This is a genomic window from Bradyrhizobium sp. AUGA SZCCT0158 (assembly GCF_018130065.1).
Classification (GTDB): domain Bacteria; phylum Pseudomonadota; class Alphaproteobacteria; order Rhizobiales; family Xanthobacteraceae; genus Bradyrhizobium.
On the sequence record NZ_JAFCME010000008.1, the window covers coordinates 140,524 to 160,322 of the forward strand.

The following is a 19,799-nucleotide window of genomic DNA, read 5'->3' on the forward strand; positions in this document are numbered from 1 at the left end:
TGGTTCCTTTCATTGTTTGAGAACTGTTTTTCAAGGCGGCGCGGCTCAGCCGCGCGCCCCCATCAGGCTTGAGGCGTCCGCAAGCTCGTCGAGACGCCAGACACCATCGATGATGCGATCTATATCCCAATCAGTGCTGCCCAGCCGCGCGCAATCGCGCAGTTTCGCCTCGATATCCCGATCCGACAGCGGATCGGCAAGACTACCCTTCGCTTGCATCACGATCTCGGTGAGCGTCTCACCCGACGTCAATCGGATGATGACACGCGCAGCACCATCCGGAAGCGAAGCGTCGAGCTCAGCCCGCACCTTCTGGCGCACGGATACGATGTCGGGCCGAAATACGGTCGCGTCCGCGAACTCGGTGACGCCGGCCGCCCCCAGCAACAGCGCGCAGGCGGCGCAGTGATGGATGCTGACCCGCGCGTCGCGTTCGTTGCGAACCGGCCGGTCGCCGCGTGCCAGCAGCAGCGCCGAGCCTTGCACCGTAATGGAGGCGATATCATCGATGCGCCCGCCCAGCTTTGCCCGCAACTTGAAGCAGGCGTCGATCACGGCATGAAACACGATGCCCGCCGGATAGGGCTTGTAGGTGTTCTTCGCGATCTCCCAGGTTTTGCCGAGGCTGCCGGTCAATCGCCCAAGATCAGGCTCGTCGCCCATGGCGCGGGCCCAACCGAGCGGTCCCTCAATGGCCCGGGGCGATGCGGAATAGCCTTCGGCCGCAAGCAATGCTGCGAACAGGCCGTTGCGCGCCGCGTTGCCGACGCTGACATTCTTGGCAGCGCTCGGGAGGTTCTCGATGATTCCGGCTGACTGGCTGGCGGCAATTCCGATCGCATTTGAAACCTGGTCCGCCGGAAGCCCGAGCAGCTTCGCGCAGGCTGCGGCCGCACCGAATACCCCGCAGGTCGAGGTGATGTGCCAGCCGCGCGCATAATGGCCGGGGGACACCGCGTTGCCGATGCGGCATTCGACCTCCACGCCGAGAATGAATGCCGTGAGCACAGCCTGCCCGGAAAATCCCCGCGCTTGCGCCAATGCCAGGACCGGTGCTGCAACAGGTGCCGCCGGATGAATGATGGTGTCCAGATGGGTATCGTCAAAATCGAGCAGATTGGCCGAAACCGCGTTGACGAACGACGCAGCCAGCGCATCGAGCCGTTCCGGACGACCGATGACCGCGGATGTCGCGGCCCCGCTGAACGGCAACAACGTGCGCAACGCGGCAGTGACGGCGGGATCATTCGCCGACCCGAGCGCGGTCGCGAAGAAGTTCAGGATCGAGCGTTTCGCTTCGTGACTTTGGGCGGCGACATCCACCCACACCGTGCCGGCAACGAAATCGGCGAATGTCGTGCCGGCGCCTTGCGCTTCATCTTGCCGCACTGAGTGAATTCCTCGGTCCTTGTTTTTCCGACCCTATTCCGGCGCGACATCGCCTGTCGACAAGAATCTTATGCTTGACAGATTGACTGACAATCTGGAAATTTGGCGAACGCGACCGGGGAACCCCCGGCGCGGCAAGAACAAGAATGCGCCCCGGCTTGCGGCGCGACAGGGAGCGAACCATGGCAGCGGAAACAATCGGCTTTGTCGGAACGGGCCGCATGGGCGGACCGATGGCCGGGCGCCTGCTCGACGCCGGCTACTCGCTGTGCATTTACGATTCGCAGAGCGAGGCGACCAAGGCGCTGGTTGCGCGCGGCGCACGGCTTGCGAAATCACCCGCCGAAGTCGCATCGAGCGCGGATATCGTGCTTTGCAGTCTGCCTACCCCTGATATCGTCAAGGCGGTTGCGCTGGGGCCCGATGGAATCGTTGCCGGAAACCGCGCCACGGTGCTGATCGACCTGTCCACCACCGGACCCGGCGCAGCCAAGTTGATCGCGAAGGGATTCGAAGCGAGGAACCTGACCCTGGTCGATGCGCCTGTCAGCGGCGGCATCAAGGGCGCGGTGAACGGCACGCTCGCGGTCATGGTGTCCTGCCCGAAGGCGACCTATGACCGGGTTGAGCCGATCCTGAAACATTTCGGAAAGCTGTTTTACACCGGAGACAAGCCGGGCACCGCACAGACCGCGAAACTCGCCAACAATCTGATGGCGGCTGCGGCTCTGGTGATTACCTCCGAAGCGGTGGCGATGGGCGTCAAGGGCGGCGTCAATGCCAAGGTGCTGATCGACATCATCAACGCCAGCAGCGGGCGCAACAGCGCCTCCGAAGACAAATTCCCCCGCGCCGTGCTTCCCGGCACCTTCGATTTCGGATTCACCACCGGCCTCTCCTACAAGGACGTCCGGCTTTGCGTCGATGAAGCCGAAGCGATGGGCGTTCCGATGGTCTGCGGCTCGGTCGTCAGGCAGATGCTCGCGATTACCAATGCCAAGTATGGCGCGTCATCCGACTTCACCTCGATCGCCAAAGTGCTTGAGGAATGGGCCGGCGTCGAAATGCGCGGCTAGACCGGAGCCACCGGCGCGAGGGGCGATGGCCATGACGATCGGATCGAGCGGACCAGGCGAGGTTTCGTTGGCGCGAGCGCTGACGCGCACCGCGCTTGCCGTCGCCCCCGACCGTTTCGACGCTGAAGTCATCGCCAAGGCAAAAATCTGCCTCCTCGATTTTCTCTCCTGCGCATTCGAGGCGCGCAATCACCCGTGGAGCCGCCAGGCGATCGGCATCGCGCGCGAGGTCGGAGACGGCGCAACTGTCATCGGCTCCCACACGCGCACATCGCCTGGCGACGCGGCCTTGGCCAACGCGACCATGGGCCACGGCCTGGTGCGCGAGGACATGCACGCCGCCAGCATCTGCCACCATGGCGTGGTGATCTGGCCGACGTTGCTCGCATTGTCGGAACGAACGCCGCTATCAGGCGCGACCTTGCTTGCTGCTGCAATCATCGGCTATGAGACCGGCGCGCAGATCGGCCGCGCGCTCTTTACCTCCGATCTCGCCCGCCTCTACCGGCCGACCGGTCTTGTGACGCCACTCGGCGCAGCGTTAGCGGGAAGCTATGCCCTTGGCCTTACCGAAAATGCCGCAACCAGCGCCATTGCCATTGCCGCCAACACATCGGCCGGCCTGAACGAATGGCCGCGCGCCGGCGGCTCCGAAATGTATTTCCACCCGGGCTTTGCAGCGCGTAACGCGATTGCGGCGATCGAATTGGCGGAGGCCGGCGCCCTCGCTTCGGAAACGATTCTCGAGGGCGAAGCCGGATTGTTCGCCGCCTTCGGCCGCCGGCCCGCCCCCGACGATATCCGTTTGTTCACCGGCGCCGAGCCGGAAATCATGGCCGTCTACAACAAGCCGGCTCCCGCCTGCAATTTCGCGCAAACCGCGGCGCAGGCAGCCCTGCGCGCCGCGCGCGAATTCGGATCAACGGACGACATCGCGACCGTTGCCATTCGGGTGCCGGAAGCCGCGGCCCGTTACCCCGGCTGCGATTCGAAAGGGCCCTTTCACAACGCGCTGCAGGCCAAGATGAGCATTCCCTTCAGCGTCGCCGCCGTGCTGACGCGCGGCGCGCTCGAAGAAGAAAACTACGCTGACATCGACGATCCCAGGATACTCCGCCTCGTCGAGCGGACCGAGCTGCAAAGCGCGCCTGATCTTTCCGCCGCATATCCCGCGAACCAGGGCGCCGAGGTCCTTGTTGGCCTGCGCAATGGAAAGATCATCCACCACCGCCTCGACAACGTGATCGCGGCCACACCGGACGAAATCCGCAGCCGCTTTCGGCGTGCTGCTTCCGGCGTCATCGGCGACAAGCCCGCGCTGTATCTGGAAGAGCTGGTGAGCAACTGCACATCGCTTCCGGACAGCCGCCTCATCGCCGCCCGGTGTCGGCTTGAACCGTCCGGGCAGCGACTGCGGCCGGCATCATGATCGATAACGACAAACTGAAACTGGGGAGCAAAATGTTCAAACCGGAAATGGCCAAAACAGCCACAGCGATGGCCGGCACGAAACACCGATCCTCCCTCCGCACGAGAGGTTTTCAGTGACCCAGGCCCTGGAAGGCTTCCTGCAAGCACTGTCCGCCGGACTCCTGATCGGCGCGGTCTACGGCCTGATGTGCGTCGGGCTCGGGCTGATCTTCGGCGTCATGCGGGTGATCAATTTCGCCCAGGGCGATTTCATGATGCTCGGCATGTATGCCGCGTTCTATTTCTTCACCGCGTTCGGCGTGCAGGCGACATTCGGCAACACTTTCGGGCCGTTCGTCGCGATCCTGCTGGCCGGCCCGGTGCTGGCCGTGTTCGGCTACTTCGTCCACCTTACCCTGATCTCGCGCGTGTCAGGCATGCGCACCTCCTCGCTCGAGGGCGAAGGTCACTATGCCCAGCTCATCCTGACGCTCGGAATCGCACTGATCCTGCAGAATGGTGGCCTGCTCGTGTTCGGCTCGGTACTGGCCTCGATCCGGACGCCGCTGTCGAGTTCGGCGTGGGAGCTTGGACCGATGCTTTATGACGTCAGCGTCTTCATCAACAAGGCGCGCGGGATAGATGCCGTCGTTTCGCTGGTGACGATGCTGCTGCTGACGCTCATGATCACGCGATCGCGGATCGGAAAATCGCTGCGCGCCGCCGCCGATAACCCTACCGCGGCGACCTATATGGGCATCGACGTCGACCGCGCGCACCGCATTGCTTTTGCGCTCGGCACCGGCATCACGGCGATTGCCGGCGGCCTGCTCGCCACCAACTATCCATTCCATCCCTTTGTCGGTGTCGAATACGTCATCGTCATGTATGCCGGCGTCGTGCTCGGCGGCATGGGCAGCCTCATCGGCGCCTTCTGGGGCGGCATGACGATTGGCCTCGTGCAGCAGATGTCGACGCTGATCCTGCCGACGCAATTGCAGAACGCCGCGATCTTCGTCGTGTTCCTGCTGATCATCTTCTTTCGTCCGCAAGGCTTCTTCGGACGCATGGTCGAGAGGACATGACCATGCGCGGATGGCGATCGCTGCTGCCTATCCTTGTCTTCACCGCGCTCTATGCCGCGGTGTCGCTGAGCGTGACCAATTCCTATTACCAGCTGGTGATGACGCTGGTACCAGTCTGGGCGATCTTCGGGCTGTCGTGGAACCTGCTTAGCGGATACACCGGGCTGATCTCGTTCGGTCATGCCGCCTTCTTCGGAGTCGGCGCCTATACCGTCGTGCTCTGCCAGATCCATTTCGACCTGTCGCCGTGGGTGACGATCCCCATCGCGGCCGTTCTCGGCGGTATCGCCGGATTGCTGATCGGCTTTCCGACCTTCCGCCTGCAGGGGCACTACTTCGCATTGGCGATGCTGGCCTACCCGCTCGCCATTCTGTACGTGTTCGAATGGCTCGGCCTGCAGGAAGTCACGCTGCCCATCAAGCGCGACAATCCGATCGCCTATATGCAATTCGCCGATCACCGTCTCTACACGTTGCTGGCGCTGGCGATGATGCTCGGCACCATCCTGCTGACACGCGCGATCGAACGATCGCGCTTCGGTATGGCGCTGCTGGCGATCAAGCAAAATGAGGCGGCCGCGGAAGCCGCCGGGATCAACACGCTGGCCTGGAAGCTCCGTGCCGTCACGCTCAGCGGCGCCATCGCCGGGGCTGTCGGCGGGTTCTACGCTGTCGTGTTGCTTGTGGTGACCCCGCAATCCGTGTTCGGCATGCTGGTATCGGCACAGGCCCTGACGGTCGCCATGTTCGGCGGGGTTGGAACAGTCTGGGGTCCGGTGATCGGATCGGTGATCCTGATCCCGCTCGCCGAAACGCTCAATGCCGAAGCGGGCTCGCGCTTTCCCGGCATTCAGGGGGTCATTTACGGCCTCGCGATCATATGCGTCATCCTGCTCGCGCCTGAAGGGCTGTTCTGGAAAGTGCGTGACTTCCTGCGCAAGCGGTCGGCGCCATCGGCTGCGGCGAAGCCGAGCGCGCCGGATGTTTCGGTCGCGACTGCCGCCCCCGCCGCACCGGCGCCAGCGCGTGCCAAACGACCCGCCGGGACAGGCGAGGTCGTCCTCGAAGTCCGTAACCTGTCGCGTTCCTTTGGCGGGTTGAAGGCCGTGCAGGATGTCAGCTTCAAGCTGCGACAAAACGAGATCCTCGGAATCATCGGTCCCAACGGGGCCGGCAAGACCACGCTGTTCAATCTGCTCAACGGATTCCTGCGGCCGGGTACCGGCGAGATTCTGCTCGACGGACGCGAGATGTCCGGCCGCAAGCCGCACGAACTCTGCGAGGCCGGCATCGGCCGCACCTTCCAGATCATGCGCCCGTTCCTGCGCATGTCGATTTCGGACAATGTCGTGGTCGGGGCCTATGTGCGCGCCAAGACCGATGCCGAGGCCAGAAAGCTGGCGGCCGATGCGATTGCCCGCGTCGGACTGTCTGAGATCGCCGAGCGCATCGCGGGCGAACTCACGACCAAGGAATTGCGGCTGATGGAACTCGCTCGCGCGCTGGCCGGACAGCCACGCATCCTGCTGCTCGACGAGACGCTCGCAGGCCTCGGACATGACGAAGCCAACGAGGTCGTGGCGGTGATTCAGCGGCTTGCGCGCGACGGCATGACGATCGCGATTATCGAACACACGATGCAGGCGATGGTCCGCCTGGTCGACAGTTTCCTGGTGCTCGACCACGGCGCCGTGATCGTCGAGGGCGAACCCGAAGCGGTCACGCGCGACAGCCGCGTCATCGAGGCTTATCTCGGCAAAAAATGGGTGGCCCATGCTCCGAATTGAAGGGCTGACCGCCGGCTATTCCGCGATTCCCGTGTTGAACGGCGTCTCGATCAAGGTCGACGAAGGCCAGTTCGTCGCGATCGTCGGGCCGAACGGCGCCGGCAAGACCACACTGTTCAAGACGATCTCCGGCATCGTGCAGCCGAGCGCGGGAACGATCACGTTCGAAGATCACGACCTGCTGGCGATCCGGCCGTCGCAACGCGCGCATCTCGGCATCGCCCACGTCCCGGAAGGCCGTCAGGTCTTTCCTTCGCTCACGGTGATGGAAAACCTCGAAATGGGCGCGATGACCGAGGCCGGCCAGCGCGACTGGAAACTCAACATCGAGCGCATCTTCGAATGGCTGCCGATCCTGGCCGAGCGCCGCGGCCAGTTCGCGGGCACGCTCTCCGGCGGACAGCAGCAGATGCTGGCGATCGGCCGCGGGCTCGCAGGTTCGCCCAAGCTCCTGATGCTGGATGAACCCTCGATGGGCCTTGCGCCCACCATCGCCGATTTCATCTTCGAACGGCTGATCGAAATCCGCCGGCAATCCAACCTGACCATCCTGCTGGTCGAACAGCGCGTGGCGGAGGCCCTCGAATCCGCCGACCACGGCTACGTGCTCGAAGCCGGCCGCGTCGCGCTCGAAGGCAACAACGAAACCTTGCGGGCGGACGACCGCATCCGCAAGGCCTATCTCGGCATGTAACCAACAACAACACCATTGGAAGGACGAAAATGGGCCAGGACAAGATTGAGGACAACGCAGCCGACAAGATCTCCAAGACGTCGCTGACGCGGCGAACCGTGCTGTCAGGCGCGGCGGCGATCGGCCTGTCGACGATGGCGCGCGCGCAAGCGCCGGCCGAGGTCAAGGTCGGCCTGATCGTGCCGCTATCCGGCATCTATACCCGCCCGGGCCAGGTGATGCGCATGGGCGCCGAAATGGGCATCGAGCACATCAACGCGCAAGGCGGCATCAAATCGCTCGGCGGCGCGAAGATGAAGCTCGTCGTGATCGATTGCGGCGACACCACCGAAAAGGCCAAGAACGCGGCACAGCGCATGGTGGCGCAGGAGCCCGATCTGGTTGCGGCGACCGGCTCCTATCTCAGCTCCTTTACACTGGCGGTGACTGAAGTCACCGAACGCGCCGAACTGCCTGTCCTGACGCTGTCTTATTCGGACTTGCTGACCGATCGCGGGTTCAAGTTTATTTTCCAGACCGCCGCGCCCGCCAGTGTGCAATCGCAACTCGGTCTGCCCGAACTGATGAAGCTCGCAGAAAAGGCCGCCGGCAAGCGGCCGAAGACGGTCGCCATGCTGATGGACAATACGGCAACCTCGGTCGCAACCGCCAAAGCGCTGAAGGAGAAACTCTTCGCGCAGGAAGGCCTTCAGCTCGTGGTCGAGGAAGTCTGGACGCCGCCGCTCTCCGACGCCACGCCGCTGATCCAGAAGGTCAGGTCGGCGAGGCCCGACCTGCTGCTATTCATGCCGAACGCGGTCTCCGACGCAAAGCTCGGCCTGGAGAAGATCAACGAGTTCGGCCTCGGACAGGGCAAGATTCCGACCGTGTCCTTCAGCATCACCATTGCCGAGCCGGACATGCTGCAAAGCGTCACCCCGGAAGTCGTCCAGGGCATCATGACGATCGTCGCCAATTGGGGTTGCAAGGGACACGAGGACATCATCGCCGAGCTCAAGGCCAAGTACAAGGAGCCCTGGGCGACTCAGAACGTCATCTCGACCTACGGCGACATGTGGCTGATGAAGGCCGCACTTGAAAAGGCCGGCAAGGCCAACCGCCTCGCCGTCGCCGATGCGTTCCGCACCCTGGATGGCGGGCCCGCGAAATACTATCCCGGCGGCCAGTTGAAGTTCGACGAAAAGGGCCGCCGTGTCGGTGCCGGCGTCGTCATCGTGCAGTGGCAGAACGGCGTACCCGTCACCGTGTTCCCTTCCGACCTCGCTCAAGCGTCCCCGTTCTGGCCGAAGAAGTCCTGACCATCATGTCGTCAACAAAGATTTCAGGGAGGAATTGTCATGACAAGGAAGACCCGATCTGCACTGACACGGCGTAGTTTACTCGCCGGCGCATCCGCCGGTCTGATCTCGTCTCGCGCGTGGGCACAGCAAGCATCCGAAGTGAAGGTAGGATTGCTGGTGCCAATCTCAGGCCTTTATGCGCGCCCCGGAGCCGTGATGCGCCACGGCGCCGAGATGGGGGTCGAGCACATCAATGCGCAGGGCGGCATCAAGTCGCTGGGCGGCGCCAAGCTCAAGCTGGTCGTGCTCGATTCCGGCGACACCACCGAGAAGGCCAAGAACGCCGCGCAGCGGATGGTCGCCCAGGAAACCGACATGGTGGCTGCGAGCGGAGCCTATTTGAGTTCGTTCACGCTGGCCGTCACAGAGGTCACGGAGCGGGCCAACCTTCCGGTCCTCACCCTCTCCTACTCCGACCTGATTACCGACCGCGGCTTCAAGTATGTGTTCCAGACCTCGGCGACAGCGGGATCGCAGGCAAGACAGGCGTTGCCGCAGATCGTGAAGCTTGCGGAAACTGCTTCCGGCAAGAAACCGAAAACGGTCGCGATCATCACCGACAACACCGCAGCGTCGGTATCTTCCGCAAAGGCGATGCGCGACGGCCTGCTCGCCGAAAACGGCCTGCAGCTGATCGTCGATGAAACCTTCACGCCACCGCTCGCCGACGCGACCCCGCTGGTTCAAAAAATCCGGTCAGCGAAACCTGATCTTCTGTTCTTCCTGCCGACGGTGATTTCCGACGCCAAGCTGCTGCTCGAGAAGATGAATGAGTTCGGCCTCGGACAAGGCAAGATTCCGACCATCTCGTTCGGCATCGCAATCGCCGAACCCGACATGCTGCAGACCGTCAGCCCGGAATTGCTGCAGGGCCTGCTCACCTGCGTCGCCAGCTGGGGCGCCAAGGGTCACGAGGCACTGATCGCCGAACTCAAGACCCGCTACAAGGAGCCATGGATGACGCAGAACGCGATCTCCACCTATGGCGACATGTGGGTGATCAAGGACGGGCTCGAGAAAGCCGGCAAGGCTGACCGCGTTGCGGTCGCCGACGCGCTGCGCACCATGGATGCCGGCCCTTCGAAATATTACCCGCTCGGCGAAATCAAGTTCGACGCGAAGGGTCGCCGCGTCGGCGCCGGCATGACGATCGTGCAGTGGCAAACCGGCGTACCGGTCACGGTATTCCCGCCGCAACTGGCGCTGTCGCAGCCATTCTGGCCGAAAAACTAGCTCAAGATTGGATACCGACATGGACAAGGTAACATACGATCGAGGCCTCCAGATCCGAAAGGACGTTCTGGGGAGCGAGTTCGTCGACAAGGCGATCGCATCGGCCGATGATTTCAACCGGCCGATGCAGGACCTCACGACGGAATATTGCTGGGGCTATGTCTGGGGCCGCGACGGCCTCACGCACAAGACCCGCAGCTTCCTCAACCTTGCGATGCTGTGCGCGCTCAACCGGCCGCAGGAACTCAAAACCCATGTGCGGGGCGCCCTGACCAACGGCGCGACGCGCGAGGAGATACGCGAGGTGTTCATGCAGGTCGCGATCTATTGCGGCGTGCCGGCCGGCGTGGACGCTTTCCGTAACGCCAAGGAAGTGTTTGCCGAACTCGACAAGAAGTAACCGAGGAACTTAAGGCGATGCTAAAGGGCAAATGGGCTCTCGTGACCGGGGCGACGGCGGGCTTGGGTCTCGCCGTGGCCGAAAGCCTCGCGGGCGCGGGGGCCAGCATTGTCCTGCACGACCTGACCGAACCGGCGCAGACGCAGGATCGTCTGCGCGCGCAGTTTGGCGTCGAGGTAGTCAGCATCGCAGCCGACCTGGCACAGCGCACCGCCATAGAATCGATGATGGCCAGCCTGCTCGGACGTGTCGGCGCGGTCGATATCCTGGTGAACAATGCGGTGGTACGGCATTTTTCACCGGTCGAGAACTTCCCGCCGGAACGATGGGACGAAGCTCTCGCTGTCAATCTATCGGCCCCGTTCCACCTGATCCGGCTTGCATTGCCCGGCATGAAGCAACGGAAATGGGGCCGCATCATCAACATGGCATCGATCTATTCGACGCGTGCGGTCGCGGACCGCATCGATTATGTGACCACCAAGACGGCCATCGTCGGCATGACCCGTGCGGTCGCAATCGAAACGTCAAAGAGCGGAATTACCTGCAACGCACTGTGTCCGGGCACGCTGCCGACGCCGGCCATTCAGGGAAAGATCGCAGCCATCGCGGCCAGCGAAGGCCGCAGCGTCGACGAGACCACCAGTGACTACCTTGCGAGCCGGCAGCCGAGCGGGCGATTTGTCGCCATGGAAGGCGTCGGCGCGATGGCGGCCTTCCTGTGCAGTCCGGCAGCGCAAGATATCACGGGGGCTACCCTGCCGATCGATGGAGGCTGGTCCATCGCATGAACATCATCGGCTGTCCCACCCAGGAGATCTGCAATGGCTGAAGCATCGAGCCGAAATGCCGTGGTGACCGGCGCCGCCGGTGGCATGGGTCGTGCGATCACGAAAGCGCTGGTCGAAAGCGGGCGGCGGGTCGTGCTCGCCGACCGCGATCCGGCCTCGCTTCGTGCGTTCGCCGCTGAAATGGGCGACAACACATTCCCGATCGAACTCGATATTACCGACACCAAGGCCGTGGACCGCCTGCCCGACCTCATCCCGGATGCCTTCAAACCGATCGACATCCTCGTCAACAACGCCGGCCACGACATCGGCGGCCGGACCCGCTTCGATTTAGGCTCAGCGGACGATTGGTCCGGGATCATCCAGACCAATCTGATCGGCCTGATGCGGGTGACCCGCAGCCTGCTGCCGGAGATGGTCAGGCGTAACGCCGGCCACATCGTCAACATCAGCTCGATCAACGCCGTACGCATCGTCCCTGATATGGCCGCCTACAGCGCCAGCAAGGCGGGCGTGCACATGTTTACTGAAACGCTCCGCGGAGAGCTTGCCGAAACGGCGATCCGGGTCACCGAAATGCAGCCCGGCCTGACCAGGACCAACATCATCCTCACCCGCTACCGCGGCGACCGGGAGAAGGAAAAGGACTACTTTGAGCAGTTCAAGATGGCGCTCGAACCGGCCGACATTGCCCGGTCGATCGTATTTGCGCTCGACCAGCCGCCGCATGTTCAGATTGCGGAGATGATGATTCTGCCCGTAAATCGCTATTGAACCAATGCCGGTGCGAAGGCGGTAGACAATGGACAAACGCGGTGAATTGCAATCCACGCTCCGGATCGAGGACGTTCCGACCGTCCGGTCGATGGTCGCCCAGAAGCTGCGCGAGGCGATCATGTCCGGAAAGCTGAAGCCAGGCCAGCGCCTGGTCGAACGGGAGCTTTGCGAGATGACCGGCGTAAGCCGGCCATCCATTCGCGAAGCGCTCCGGTTGCTGGAAGCCGATGGTCTCGTCAATACCGTCCCTCACCGCGGCCCTGTCGTCAGCACCATCAGCCTCGAGGAGGCAAAGCAGCTCTACGCCGCCCGCGCCGTCCTCGAAGGATTTGCCGGACGCGAATGCGCGCGCCTGCACGACCCCGCCGTCGTCCGCCGGATCGGGGACGCTCTCACCAAGCTGAAAGCGGCGTTCGCCGATTCCGACCTGATCACGGCCCTCGAAGCCAAGACGGAGTTTTATGCGGCGCTGATCGGCGGCTGTCAGAACGCCTTCATCGAACGAATGCTCAGGCCGCTGCACGACCGGATCACGCTGTTGCGGATTACCTCGATGTCGCAGCCAAAGCGCATCAACAAGAGTCTGCGCGAGGTAACCGCGATCTGGCGCGCCATCCAGAGCGGCGATCCCGACCTCGCCGAGAAATGCTGCGTCGATCACATCAACGCGGCGGCCGTGGCCGCGCTCAGCATGATCGAACAATCATCCGCGTCGAACGAGAAGGCGACCGCGGATGAATGACCCAACGCTATTTCGACCAAGCCGTTTCAAGGGGCCACAAGGCCGATAGGAAGCTGTCATGAATCTTGTAAGACGCGTTCTTCTGATGCTGTTGCTGTCGCCCGTACTGCCGGCATTCGCCCAGGAATTCCCGAGCCGGCCGATCACGCTGGTCGTACCCTTCTCGGCCGGCGGGCCCGGCGACGTCATTGCACGCCTGCTCGGGACATCGATGAGCGCGACGCTGAAGCAGTCGCTCGTCATCGAAAACGTCGTCGGCGCCGGTGGTACCCTTGGAACCAATCGCGTCGCCAAAGCCTCGCCTGACGGTTACACCCTGCTGCTGATGCATGTCGGCCAAGCCACAGCGCCGGCGCTCTACGCCAAGCTGCCGTTCGACCCCGTTGGCGACTTTGCGCCGATCGGTCTCGTCACCGACGTGCCGATGATCCTGGTGGCGCGTGCGAATTTTCCGGCCAGGGACCTCAAGGAACTCGTCGCGCATGTGCGCGCCCAGGGCGACAAGGTCACCTATGGCAATGTCGGCCTCGGCTCCGCGTCACACCTGTGCGGGTTGATGTTCATGAACGCCATCGAAGCCAAGCTCACACCGATCTACTACAAGGGCGGCGGCCCCGCGCTGAACGATATCATCGCCGGTCACATCGACGTCTACTGCGATCCGGCCACCGGGCCGACACCCTATATTCAGGCCGGCACCATCCCCGGTTACGCCATCACCAGCAAGAAGCGCGTGCCGACCTTGCCGAATGTGCCGACGTCGGCGGAAGCGGGGGTGCCGAAGTTCGACGTCACGACCTGGTACGGGCTGTATGCGCCACGCAATACGCCCAAGCCGATCGTTGATGCGCTCGTCGACGCGCTGCAAAAGGCGCTGAAGGACCCGCCCCTAGTCAACCGCTTCGCCGAACTCAGCATGGCGCCGGTCGAGCAGGAACGCGCGACGCCCGCAGCGCTCGAAGCCCTTCTCAAGAGCGAAATCGACAGATGGGGCCGTATTATCAAGGATGCCGGCATTACGCCGCAGTAAAGCGGACTCGGCTCGCAATGGCCGAGGCCGGTTTAGCAGCGGGTGGATCACCGGAGTCGTGTAGAGCGTGAGGAGCTGGGAGACCAGCAGCCCGCCTAGGCTAGTGATGCCGAGCGGCCGCCGTAATTCGGTACCGGGGACGGTAGCGACGATTAACGGTATCGGCGCAAGCGAACCATTCGACCACGGTGCCCAAACCATGTGACACAGGGCACGCCGTACAAGCCGGCGAAGCGTCCGATCCATTGAATTCGTTGAAGATTTTCGGGAGTTGGTACCCCGGCAGCTATTGGTAGCGAGAGAGGGACTCGAACCCCCGACCCCAGGATTATGATTCCCGTGCTCTAACCAGCTGAGCTACCTCGCCACGGTTCATCGTCACGGCCCAATATACCGCAGTCGCGAACGCGCGGCATATAAGGAGTCGGTCGCCGACCTGTCAAGCAAACCCGCCCGGCGCTATTTGGGCCGGATCGACTGATCGCCGCCGGGGCTGCCGGGCGGCGGAATCACCGGCGTTTTGCCGCCACCGGGCGTCGGCGCGTGGATTTCGGGATCAATGCCGGCGGGCGGGCACAGCACACCATCGGAGCGCGCCAGCCTTTCGCCGAGCGGTTCGGCCCGCTGGCCGGTGGTGGTGCCTTCCGGTGCTGCCGCGCCGGAATGCGGCATGGGTTGCATCGGCGCGCAATTGGCGGTCCGCGCGAGCGATGGCGGCGCGGTCGGAGCCGGGGGAGTGGCCGGACTCGGCGGGGCCTGCGCCGCCGCCATGCCGGAGGCCGCCATCAGAACACACGACAGAAAGAGCGAGCGTTTCATTGCCATGCAGGGAAAACGGTCCGCAGCCGCGGAGGTTCCCGGCTGATTTCACGACTTGCGGAAGCGGATCAGCGAAAAATGCCCCATCGGCGGCATCGGCCGCCGTTCGGTCAGGCTGACGCCGCCATGCTTGGCGGCCCAGTTGGTCAATCGTTCCCAGGGGAATTCCGGCCGCCAGCCGAGCCGCCGCGCCAGCGGTGCGAAGGCAAGTTCAAAGACGCGCCGCGGGCCGCTTTCGGCGCCGATGTGATTGACCAGGATGAGTTCGCCGCCGGGCTTCAGCACGCGGATGAAATCATCCAGCGTGCGTTCGGGATCCGGCACCGCGGTGATGACATATTGCGCCACCACGGCGTCGAAGAACGAATCCTTGAACGCCAGATTCTTGGCATCCATCACCGCGAGCGTTTCGACATTGGAGAGGCCGAGCGCGCGAACCCGCTGTTGCGCCCGGCGCAGCATCGGTTCGGAAATATCGACGCCGCACAATTTGGTGCTGCGCGAATAATCCGACAGCGACAATCCGGTGCCGACGCCGACGTCGAGAATGCGCCCGCCGATCTTGTCGGCTTCCGCGATCGTCGATTGACGCCCGTGCTCGAACACCTTGCCGAACACGAGATCGTAGACCGGCGCCCAGCGCCCATAAGCCTTTTCGACCCCCTCGCGGTCGATGTCCGCAGTCATTCCCTTAAGCCCCCGCCCTTGTGCCCCGCATTTTTTAGCCGCGCATCACCTCGGCAAGCGGTGGTGAAGTTGCCGCCTGTGCCCTTGCCCTCGCCGCGGCGTTCCGCGCGGTCGCACTTCTGATGAATCCGCCGCCGAGCACGCGCGCCTGCCCCGAGGACGCGTCGTAAAACACGCAGGCCTGGCCCGGCGAAACGCCCTCTTCGCCGGCGACGAGTTCGACTTCATAGCCGCCATCGACCGCACGCAGCCAGGCCGGCTGCGGCGGGCGCGTCGAGCGCACGCGCACGAACATCTCGATGCCTGCGCCGATCACGCGCTCCAGCGCGCCGCCGCCGATCCAGTTGACGTCGCGCAGCTGGATGCGGTCCATCCGCAGCGCCTCGCGCGGCCCCACCACGACGCGGCGGCTGGCGGCATCGAGCTTGACGACATAGAGCGGCGCGGCTGACGCGATGCCCAGTCCCTTGCGCTGGCCGACAGTGAAATGAACGATGCCCTGATGCTGGCCGATGATTTGGCCGTCGAGATCGACGATGTCGCCGGGCTCGATCGCGCCGGGCTTGAGGCGGCCGATGATGTCGGTGTAGCGCCCGGTCGGGACGAAGCAAATGTCCTGGCTGTCCTGCTTGTCGGCGACCTCGAGGCCAAAGCGCCGCGCCAGTTCGCGCGCCTGCGGCTTGGTCATGTCGCCGAGCGGAAAGCGCAGATAGTCGAGCTGCTCGGGCGTGGTCGCGAACAGGAAGTAGCTCTGGTCACGGTCGGCGTCGGCGGCGCACACCAGCGCCCGCGATCCATCCACGAGGCGGCGCGAGGCGACATAATGTCCGGTCGCCAGCGCGCTGGCGCCAAGCTCGCGCGCGGTCGACAGCAGGTCGCGAAACTTGACCGAGCGGTTGCACTCGATGCACGGCACCGGCGTTTCGCCGAGCGCGTAGCTGTCGGCGAAATTGTCGATCACCGACTCGCGAAAACGGCTTTCGTAATCGAGCACGTAATGCGGAATGCCGATCCGCTCGGCGACGTTGCGGGCGTCGTGGATGTCACGGCCGGCGCAGCAGGCGCCCTTGCGATGGGTGGCCGCGCCATGGTCGTAGAGCTGCAGCGTGATGCCGACCACGTCGTAGCCCTCGGACTTCAGCAAGGCAGCCGTCACCGAGGAATCGACGCCGCCAGACATGGCGACCACGATCCGTGTGTCCTGGGGGCGGCCTTCGAGGTCCAAACTGTTCGGCATGGCAGGTCAATCGGCTTCAATCGCGAGGCAGCGCCGCGCGGCAAGAGTTCAAAAAAGCCTTTTACATATAAGGCCTTAAGGCCCGGTCCGGCCCTTTTTGGCCGGACCGGAAGTTCGCTCTTTAATATAGGCCGTATTCCCGGGAGGCAATCAGCCGGACCGGGTTTTGGGCCGGCAATAGACGGCAAATCTTGCCGCCGGGCAGAAAAAGGGGCCGGCCCAAGACCTTCGTGGCCAACCCGCCTCCTCATTAAGCAATTGAAGTTAAAGGAAATTATTCTGATATAGGGCGTGGCCCGGTCCTTGCTGAGAGGTAGTCAAGGTTTCAGCGCGAGGGTCGCCCGTGGTTAGTGTCACGTCAGAAGTATTGGCAAACGTGTCTTTTCAAGGCGCGACGGCGAGGTCGGGGCGATCGGATTCCGACCAGGCGGCCGGAAACGACAGCTTTGCCGCGTTGGTCGACAGCAACAAGGCCGCTGCCAACAGCGACCACCGCCCCCAGGACACCGCGCCGCGCCGCGCTGACGATTCTCAAGGCCCGGCGGACCACCGGGCGCGCGACAACACGGCCGCATCGGACAAGGCAGCTTCGGACAAAGCGGCATCCGACAAGGCCGCGCGCAGCGACGCCATCAACCACGATGCCAGCAGCAATGCCCGCGACAGCGCCGAGGCGGACGCCAACACTGACGCAACCCGCCGCTCCAAGCCGAAATCGGATTCATCGAAGTCCGACATTTCGAAACCGGATGAGACCAAGGCGGAAGGCAAGCCCGCTTCCGGCCAAGGCGCTGCGACCGCCGATCAGACCGAAGCGAAACAGGATACGGCAGCGATGGTAGCGGCCAACGCCGTCGCATCAGTCATTCCCGTCGCCACGGCAACAGTGGAAGCATCAACCGCAAAAGCTCCGACCGATACCGCGACGGCGCCGCTTGCCATCGCCGCAGCCGCCATTGCCGCCGCCGCCTCTCTCACCGGAGCAGACGCTCCGGCGGCCGATGCCAGCGCAAATCCGGCTGCGACTGCCAACGCGGCCAAGACAGAGGGCGCGAAGGTCGAGTCCCAAACGGCGGTCAGCGTCGCCGTCACCGCGCAGGCCACCTCCGCCGACACCACGGTCACAACAGGCATCGCATTGGCTGCATCCGCAGCCGCGACGGCTGCCGGCGTGTCGAAGACCGCAACGCAAGCCAAGACGACGGTCGCCACGAAGGAAGCCGCTGCGACATCGGGCGAGTCCGACAAGGCTGCCGGCACGACCGCTGCTCCCGCAGCTCCGGCACCCGGCACGATCGTTCCCGCCACCGCACCGCAGGCGGAGGTCGCCGGCCAAGCGAAAGCCGAGAACGGCGTCATCGACGCCGCTAAGGCTGATATCGCAGGCAACGGCGCTCCGGCACTATCGGCCAATGCGGCCGCCCATGCGCATCCGGTCACAGCCGATGTCAGCCAGACCCTGGCTGGCGCATCGAACAACGGCTTGCAGGCCGCTGGCGCGATCCAGACGCAGCAGCCGGCATCTTCCACCACGCCGGCCCCGGCACCCCAGCTCAACGTCGCGGTCGCGACATCAGCGGCGGTGCCGCTCAGCGGGCTTGCGATGGAAATCGCGGCGTCCGCCAGGAGCGGCAAGAGCCGTTTCGAAATCCGGCTCGATCCGGCCGAGCTTGGCCGCATCGACGTCCGCATCGATGTCGATCGCAACGGCCAGGTCACCTCGCATCTGACGGTGGAGCGGCCGGAGACGTTGTCGATGCTGCGCCAGGACGCCAACCAGCTGCAGCGCGCGCTCGACAATGCCGGGCTTTCGACCGGCAATGGCGGGCTGCAATTCAGCCTGCGCGATCAATCCTCGCGGGGCCAGAACGACGGCAACCAGTCCAATCCCAATGCCCATCGGCTGGTCGTCAGCGAAGAAGACAGCATTCCGGCGGCGGTCGCCGGCCGCAACTATGGCCGCATGCTCGGAGCGAGCGGCGGCGTGGACATCAGGGTTTAACGGAGAGCGTTATGGGCATAGAAGCAACCATGCCGACACCGATCGTGTCGGCGGCCGGAACCGGCAGTTCGACCTCCACGAGCTCGACGTCCTCGACGGCGACGACGGGGATCGCGGACAATTTCCAGACCTTTCTGACGCTGCTGACGACGCAGCTGCAGAACCAGAACCCGATGGATCCGCTCGACACCAACCAGTTCACTCAGCAACTGGTGCAGTTCGCCGGCGTCGAGCAGCAGCTGCGGTCCAACGAGCAGTTGAAGTCGCTGATCGAAATCGAAAAGAGCGCCCAGGCGACGCAGGCGCTGGTCTATGTCGGCAACACGGTTGCGGTCGACGGCAGCAAGGCGCAGTTCGACAAGTCGGCGACCTGGAATTTCCAGTCGGAGAAAGACACCACGGCATCGATCACGATCACCAGTTCGACGGGACTGACGGCCTATTCCGGCAGCTATGCGCTGAAGCAGGGCGGCTCCAGTTTCGTCTGGGACGGCAAGGGCAATGACGGCGCGCAGTGGCCGGCCGGCACCTACACCCTCACCGCGACAGGCAAGGACAGTGCAGGCAACAACGTCTCGATCTCCACCGAAGTCCAGGGCGTCGTCGATTCAGTCGATCTAAGCGCCTCCCCGCCGCTGCTGTCGATCGGCGGGCAGAGCTACACCACCGACAAGATCAAGCGCGTGGTGCGCCCGTCGACCGCGAGCTAGCGCTGCGGGCTGACGGGTCGCGCTCTCGTCCTCGCCGTCCCGGCCTTCCGCGTGAACGTCCGCAACCCTCTCCGCGTCATTGCGAGCGAAGCGAAGCAATCCATCTCACGACTTGCTGAGGTATGGATCGCTTCGCTCGCAATGACGCGGTCAGACTTTGGATTCAAATTTCAAACAGCCCTTGCCGTCATCGCCCGGCTTGACCGGGCGATCCAGTACGCCGCGGCTTCTCGATTCTTCGCTGACGTCTCTGGAATACTGGGTCACCCGCCTTCGCGGGTGACGACAACTGAATATGCCTTCGCATTCTCGCGACGCATTGCGCCCGAGCTCTGCCAGAAATTCCGTGCCCTCGAAAATAGAGGGCGCAGGGAAGACCGGGTGCGCGCTGCACCCGCGGTCCCGTGTGCGGATTGCACAAAACAACATGCACACGAGCATACAGGGCAGCGGTGAACACCCGGCCTTCCCTGCGCAATGGCTTTACGGCTTATGCCGCGCTCTCCCCGGAGACGAGTTCTTGGTTGACTCCGTCACCACCGGTTCAGCTTGCGCTTAGCCGACGGCTTGACGCCAGCAACGGGCGCCAG

General features: G+C 63.8%; 18 protein-coding genes, 1 tRNA gene and 1 pseudogene. 14 read left to right on the forward strand and 6 right to left on the reverse strand.

Features of this window, described 5'->3' with window-relative positions:
* Positions 1-45: 45 nt before the first annotated feature.
* Positions 46-1,389, reverse strand: coding sequence for an MmgE/PrpD family protein (locus JQ574_RS35690; RefSeq protein WP_212209153.1), 1,344 nt, complete (start codon positions 1,387-1,389; stop codon positions 46-48).
* A 146-nt stretch (positions 1,390-1,535) separates the two neighbouring features.
* On the opposite strand from JQ574_RS35690, the gene JQ574_RS13790 reads away from it, so the two are divergent.
* From JQ574_RS13790 to JQ574_RS35075, 12 genes are all read left to right on the forward strand, one after another.
* Entirely contained in the window at positions 1,536-2,465 is a 930-nt protein-coding gene (locus JQ574_RS13790; RefSeq protein WP_283813850.1) for an NAD(P)-dependent oxidoreductase, read from the forward strand.
* 31 nt (positions 2,466-2,496) lie between these two features.
* The gene (locus JQ574_RS13795; protein WP_212209151.1) at positions 2,497-3,894 is read left to right on the forward strand and encodes an MmgE/PrpD family protein; all 1,398 of its coding nucleotides are present in this window, start codon (positions 2,497-2,499) and stop codon (positions 3,892-3,894) included.
* A 127-nt stretch (positions 3,895-4,021) separates the two neighbouring features.
* Entirely contained in the window at positions 4,022-4,960 is a 939-nt protein-coding gene (locus JQ574_RS13800; RefSeq protein WP_212209284.1) for a branched-chain amino acid ABC transporter permease, read from the forward strand.
* Positions 4,957-6,747: an ABC transporter permease subunit gene (locus tag JQ574_RS13805; protein ID WP_212209150.1), complete on the forward strand. Its 1,791-nt coding sequence runs from the start codon at positions 4,957-4,959 to the stop codon at positions 6,745-6,747. Before JQ574_RS13800 ends, JQ574_RS13805 begins: the two co-directional genes overlap by 4 nt.
* Positions 6,734-7,441, forward strand: coding sequence for an ABC transporter ATP-binding protein (locus JQ574_RS13810; RefSeq protein WP_212209149.1), 708 nt, complete (start codon positions 6,734-6,736; stop codon positions 7,439-7,441). The genes JQ574_RS13805 and JQ574_RS13810 overlap by 14 nt, the downstream gene beginning before the upstream one ends.
* Positions 7,442-7,470: 29 nt before the next feature.
* Complete coding sequence (locus JQ574_RS13815; RefSeq protein ID WP_212209148.1) at positions 7,471-8,739, forward strand: ABC transporter substrate-binding protein; 1,269 nt, start codon at positions 7,471-7,473, stop codon at positions 8,737-8,739.
* A gap of 39 nt (positions 8,740-8,778) precedes the next feature.
* Positions 8,779-10,014, forward strand: coding sequence for an ABC transporter substrate-binding protein (locus JQ574_RS13820; RefSeq protein ID WP_212209147.1), 1,236 nt, complete (start codon positions 8,779-8,781; stop codon positions 10,012-10,014).
* A 19-nt stretch (positions 10,015-10,033) separates the two neighbouring features.
* Positions 10,034-10,414, forward strand: coding sequence for a carboxymuconolactone decarboxylase family protein (locus JQ574_RS13825; protein WP_212383600.1), 381 nt, complete (start codon positions 10,034-10,036; stop codon positions 10,412-10,414).
* A 17-nt stretch (positions 10,415-10,431) separates the two neighbouring features.
* Complete coding sequence (locus tag JQ574_RS13830) at positions 10,432-11,205, forward strand: 3-hydroxybutyrate dehydrogenase (RefSeq protein WP_212209145.1); 774 nt, start codon at positions 10,432-10,434, stop codon at positions 11,203-11,205.
* 63 nt (positions 11,206-11,268) lie between these two features.
* Positions 11,269-11,979 carry an SDR family oxidoreductase gene (locus JQ574_RS13835; protein WP_312014632.1) on the forward strand — a complete coding sequence of 237 codons (711 nt, stop codon included), beginning with the start codon at positions 11,269-11,271 and terminating at the stop codon, positions 11,977-11,979.
* 28 nt (positions 11,980-12,007) lie between these two features.
* Positions 12,008-12,724 (forward strand): GntR family transcriptional regulator, encoded by a 717-nt coding sequence (locus JQ574_RS13840; protein ID WP_192734570.1) that lies wholly within the window; start codon positions 12,008-12,010, stop codon positions 12,722-12,724.
* Between the two features lie 58 nt (positions 12,725-12,782).
* On the forward strand, positions 12,783-13,754 hold the full coding sequence (locus JQ574_RS35075; RefSeq protein WP_249119323.1) for a tripartite tricarboxylate transporter substrate-binding protein: 972 nt from the start codon (positions 12,783-12,785) through the stop codon (positions 13,752-13,754).
* Here JQ574_RS35075 and JQ574_RS35080 read toward each other — a convergent pair.
* The 5 genes and pseudogenes from JQ574_RS35080 to mnmA form a co-directional block, all read right to left on the reverse strand.
* A pseudogene (locus tag JQ574_RS35080) lies at positions 13,755-13,922 on the reverse strand (efflux RND transporter permease subunit); the annotation flags it as partial. It abuts the gene before it with no gap.
* A 122-nt stretch (positions 13,923-14,044) separates the two neighbouring features.
* Positions 14,045-14,121 (reverse strand) — tRNA-Met (locus JQ574_RS13850).
* Positions 14,122-14,213: 92 nt separating this feature from the next.
* Positions 14,214-14,579 carry a hypothetical protein gene (locus tag JQ574_RS13855; RefSeq protein WP_212209142.1) on the reverse strand — a complete coding sequence of 122 codons (366 nt, stop codon included), beginning with the start codon at positions 14,577-14,579 and terminating at the stop codon, positions 14,214-14,216.
* 42 nt (positions 14,580-14,621) lie between these two features.
* Complete coding sequence (locus JQ574_RS13860; protein ID WP_192737539.1) at positions 14,622-15,260, reverse strand: class I SAM-dependent methyltransferase; 639 nt, start codon at positions 15,258-15,260, stop codon at positions 14,622-14,624.
* A gap of 34 nt (positions 15,261-15,294) precedes the next feature.
* Positions 15,295-16,497 carry a tRNA 2-thiouridine(34) synthase MnmA gene (mnmA, locus tag JQ574_RS13865; RefSeq protein ID WP_212209141.1) on the reverse strand — a complete coding sequence of 401 codons (1,203 nt, stop codon included), beginning with the start codon at positions 16,495-16,497 and terminating at the stop codon, positions 15,295-15,297.
* A 376-nt stretch (positions 16,498-16,873) separates the two neighbouring features.
* On the opposite strand from mnmA, the gene JQ574_RS35695 reads away from it, so the two are divergent.
* Together JQ574_RS35695 and JQ574_RS13875 are read left to right on the forward strand one after the other, a co-directional pair.
* On the forward strand, positions 16,874-18,499 hold the full coding sequence (locus JQ574_RS35695) for a flagellar hook-length control protein FliK (RefSeq protein WP_212209140.1): 1,626 nt from the start codon (positions 16,874-16,876) through the stop codon (positions 18,497-18,499).
* An 11-nt stretch (positions 18,500-18,510) separates the two neighbouring features.
* Complete coding sequence (locus tag JQ574_RS13875) at positions 18,511-19,209, forward strand: flagellar hook assembly protein FlgD (protein WP_212209139.1); 699 nt, start codon at positions 18,511-18,513, stop codon at positions 19,207-19,209.
* Positions 19,210-19,799: the final 590 nt, after the last annotated feature.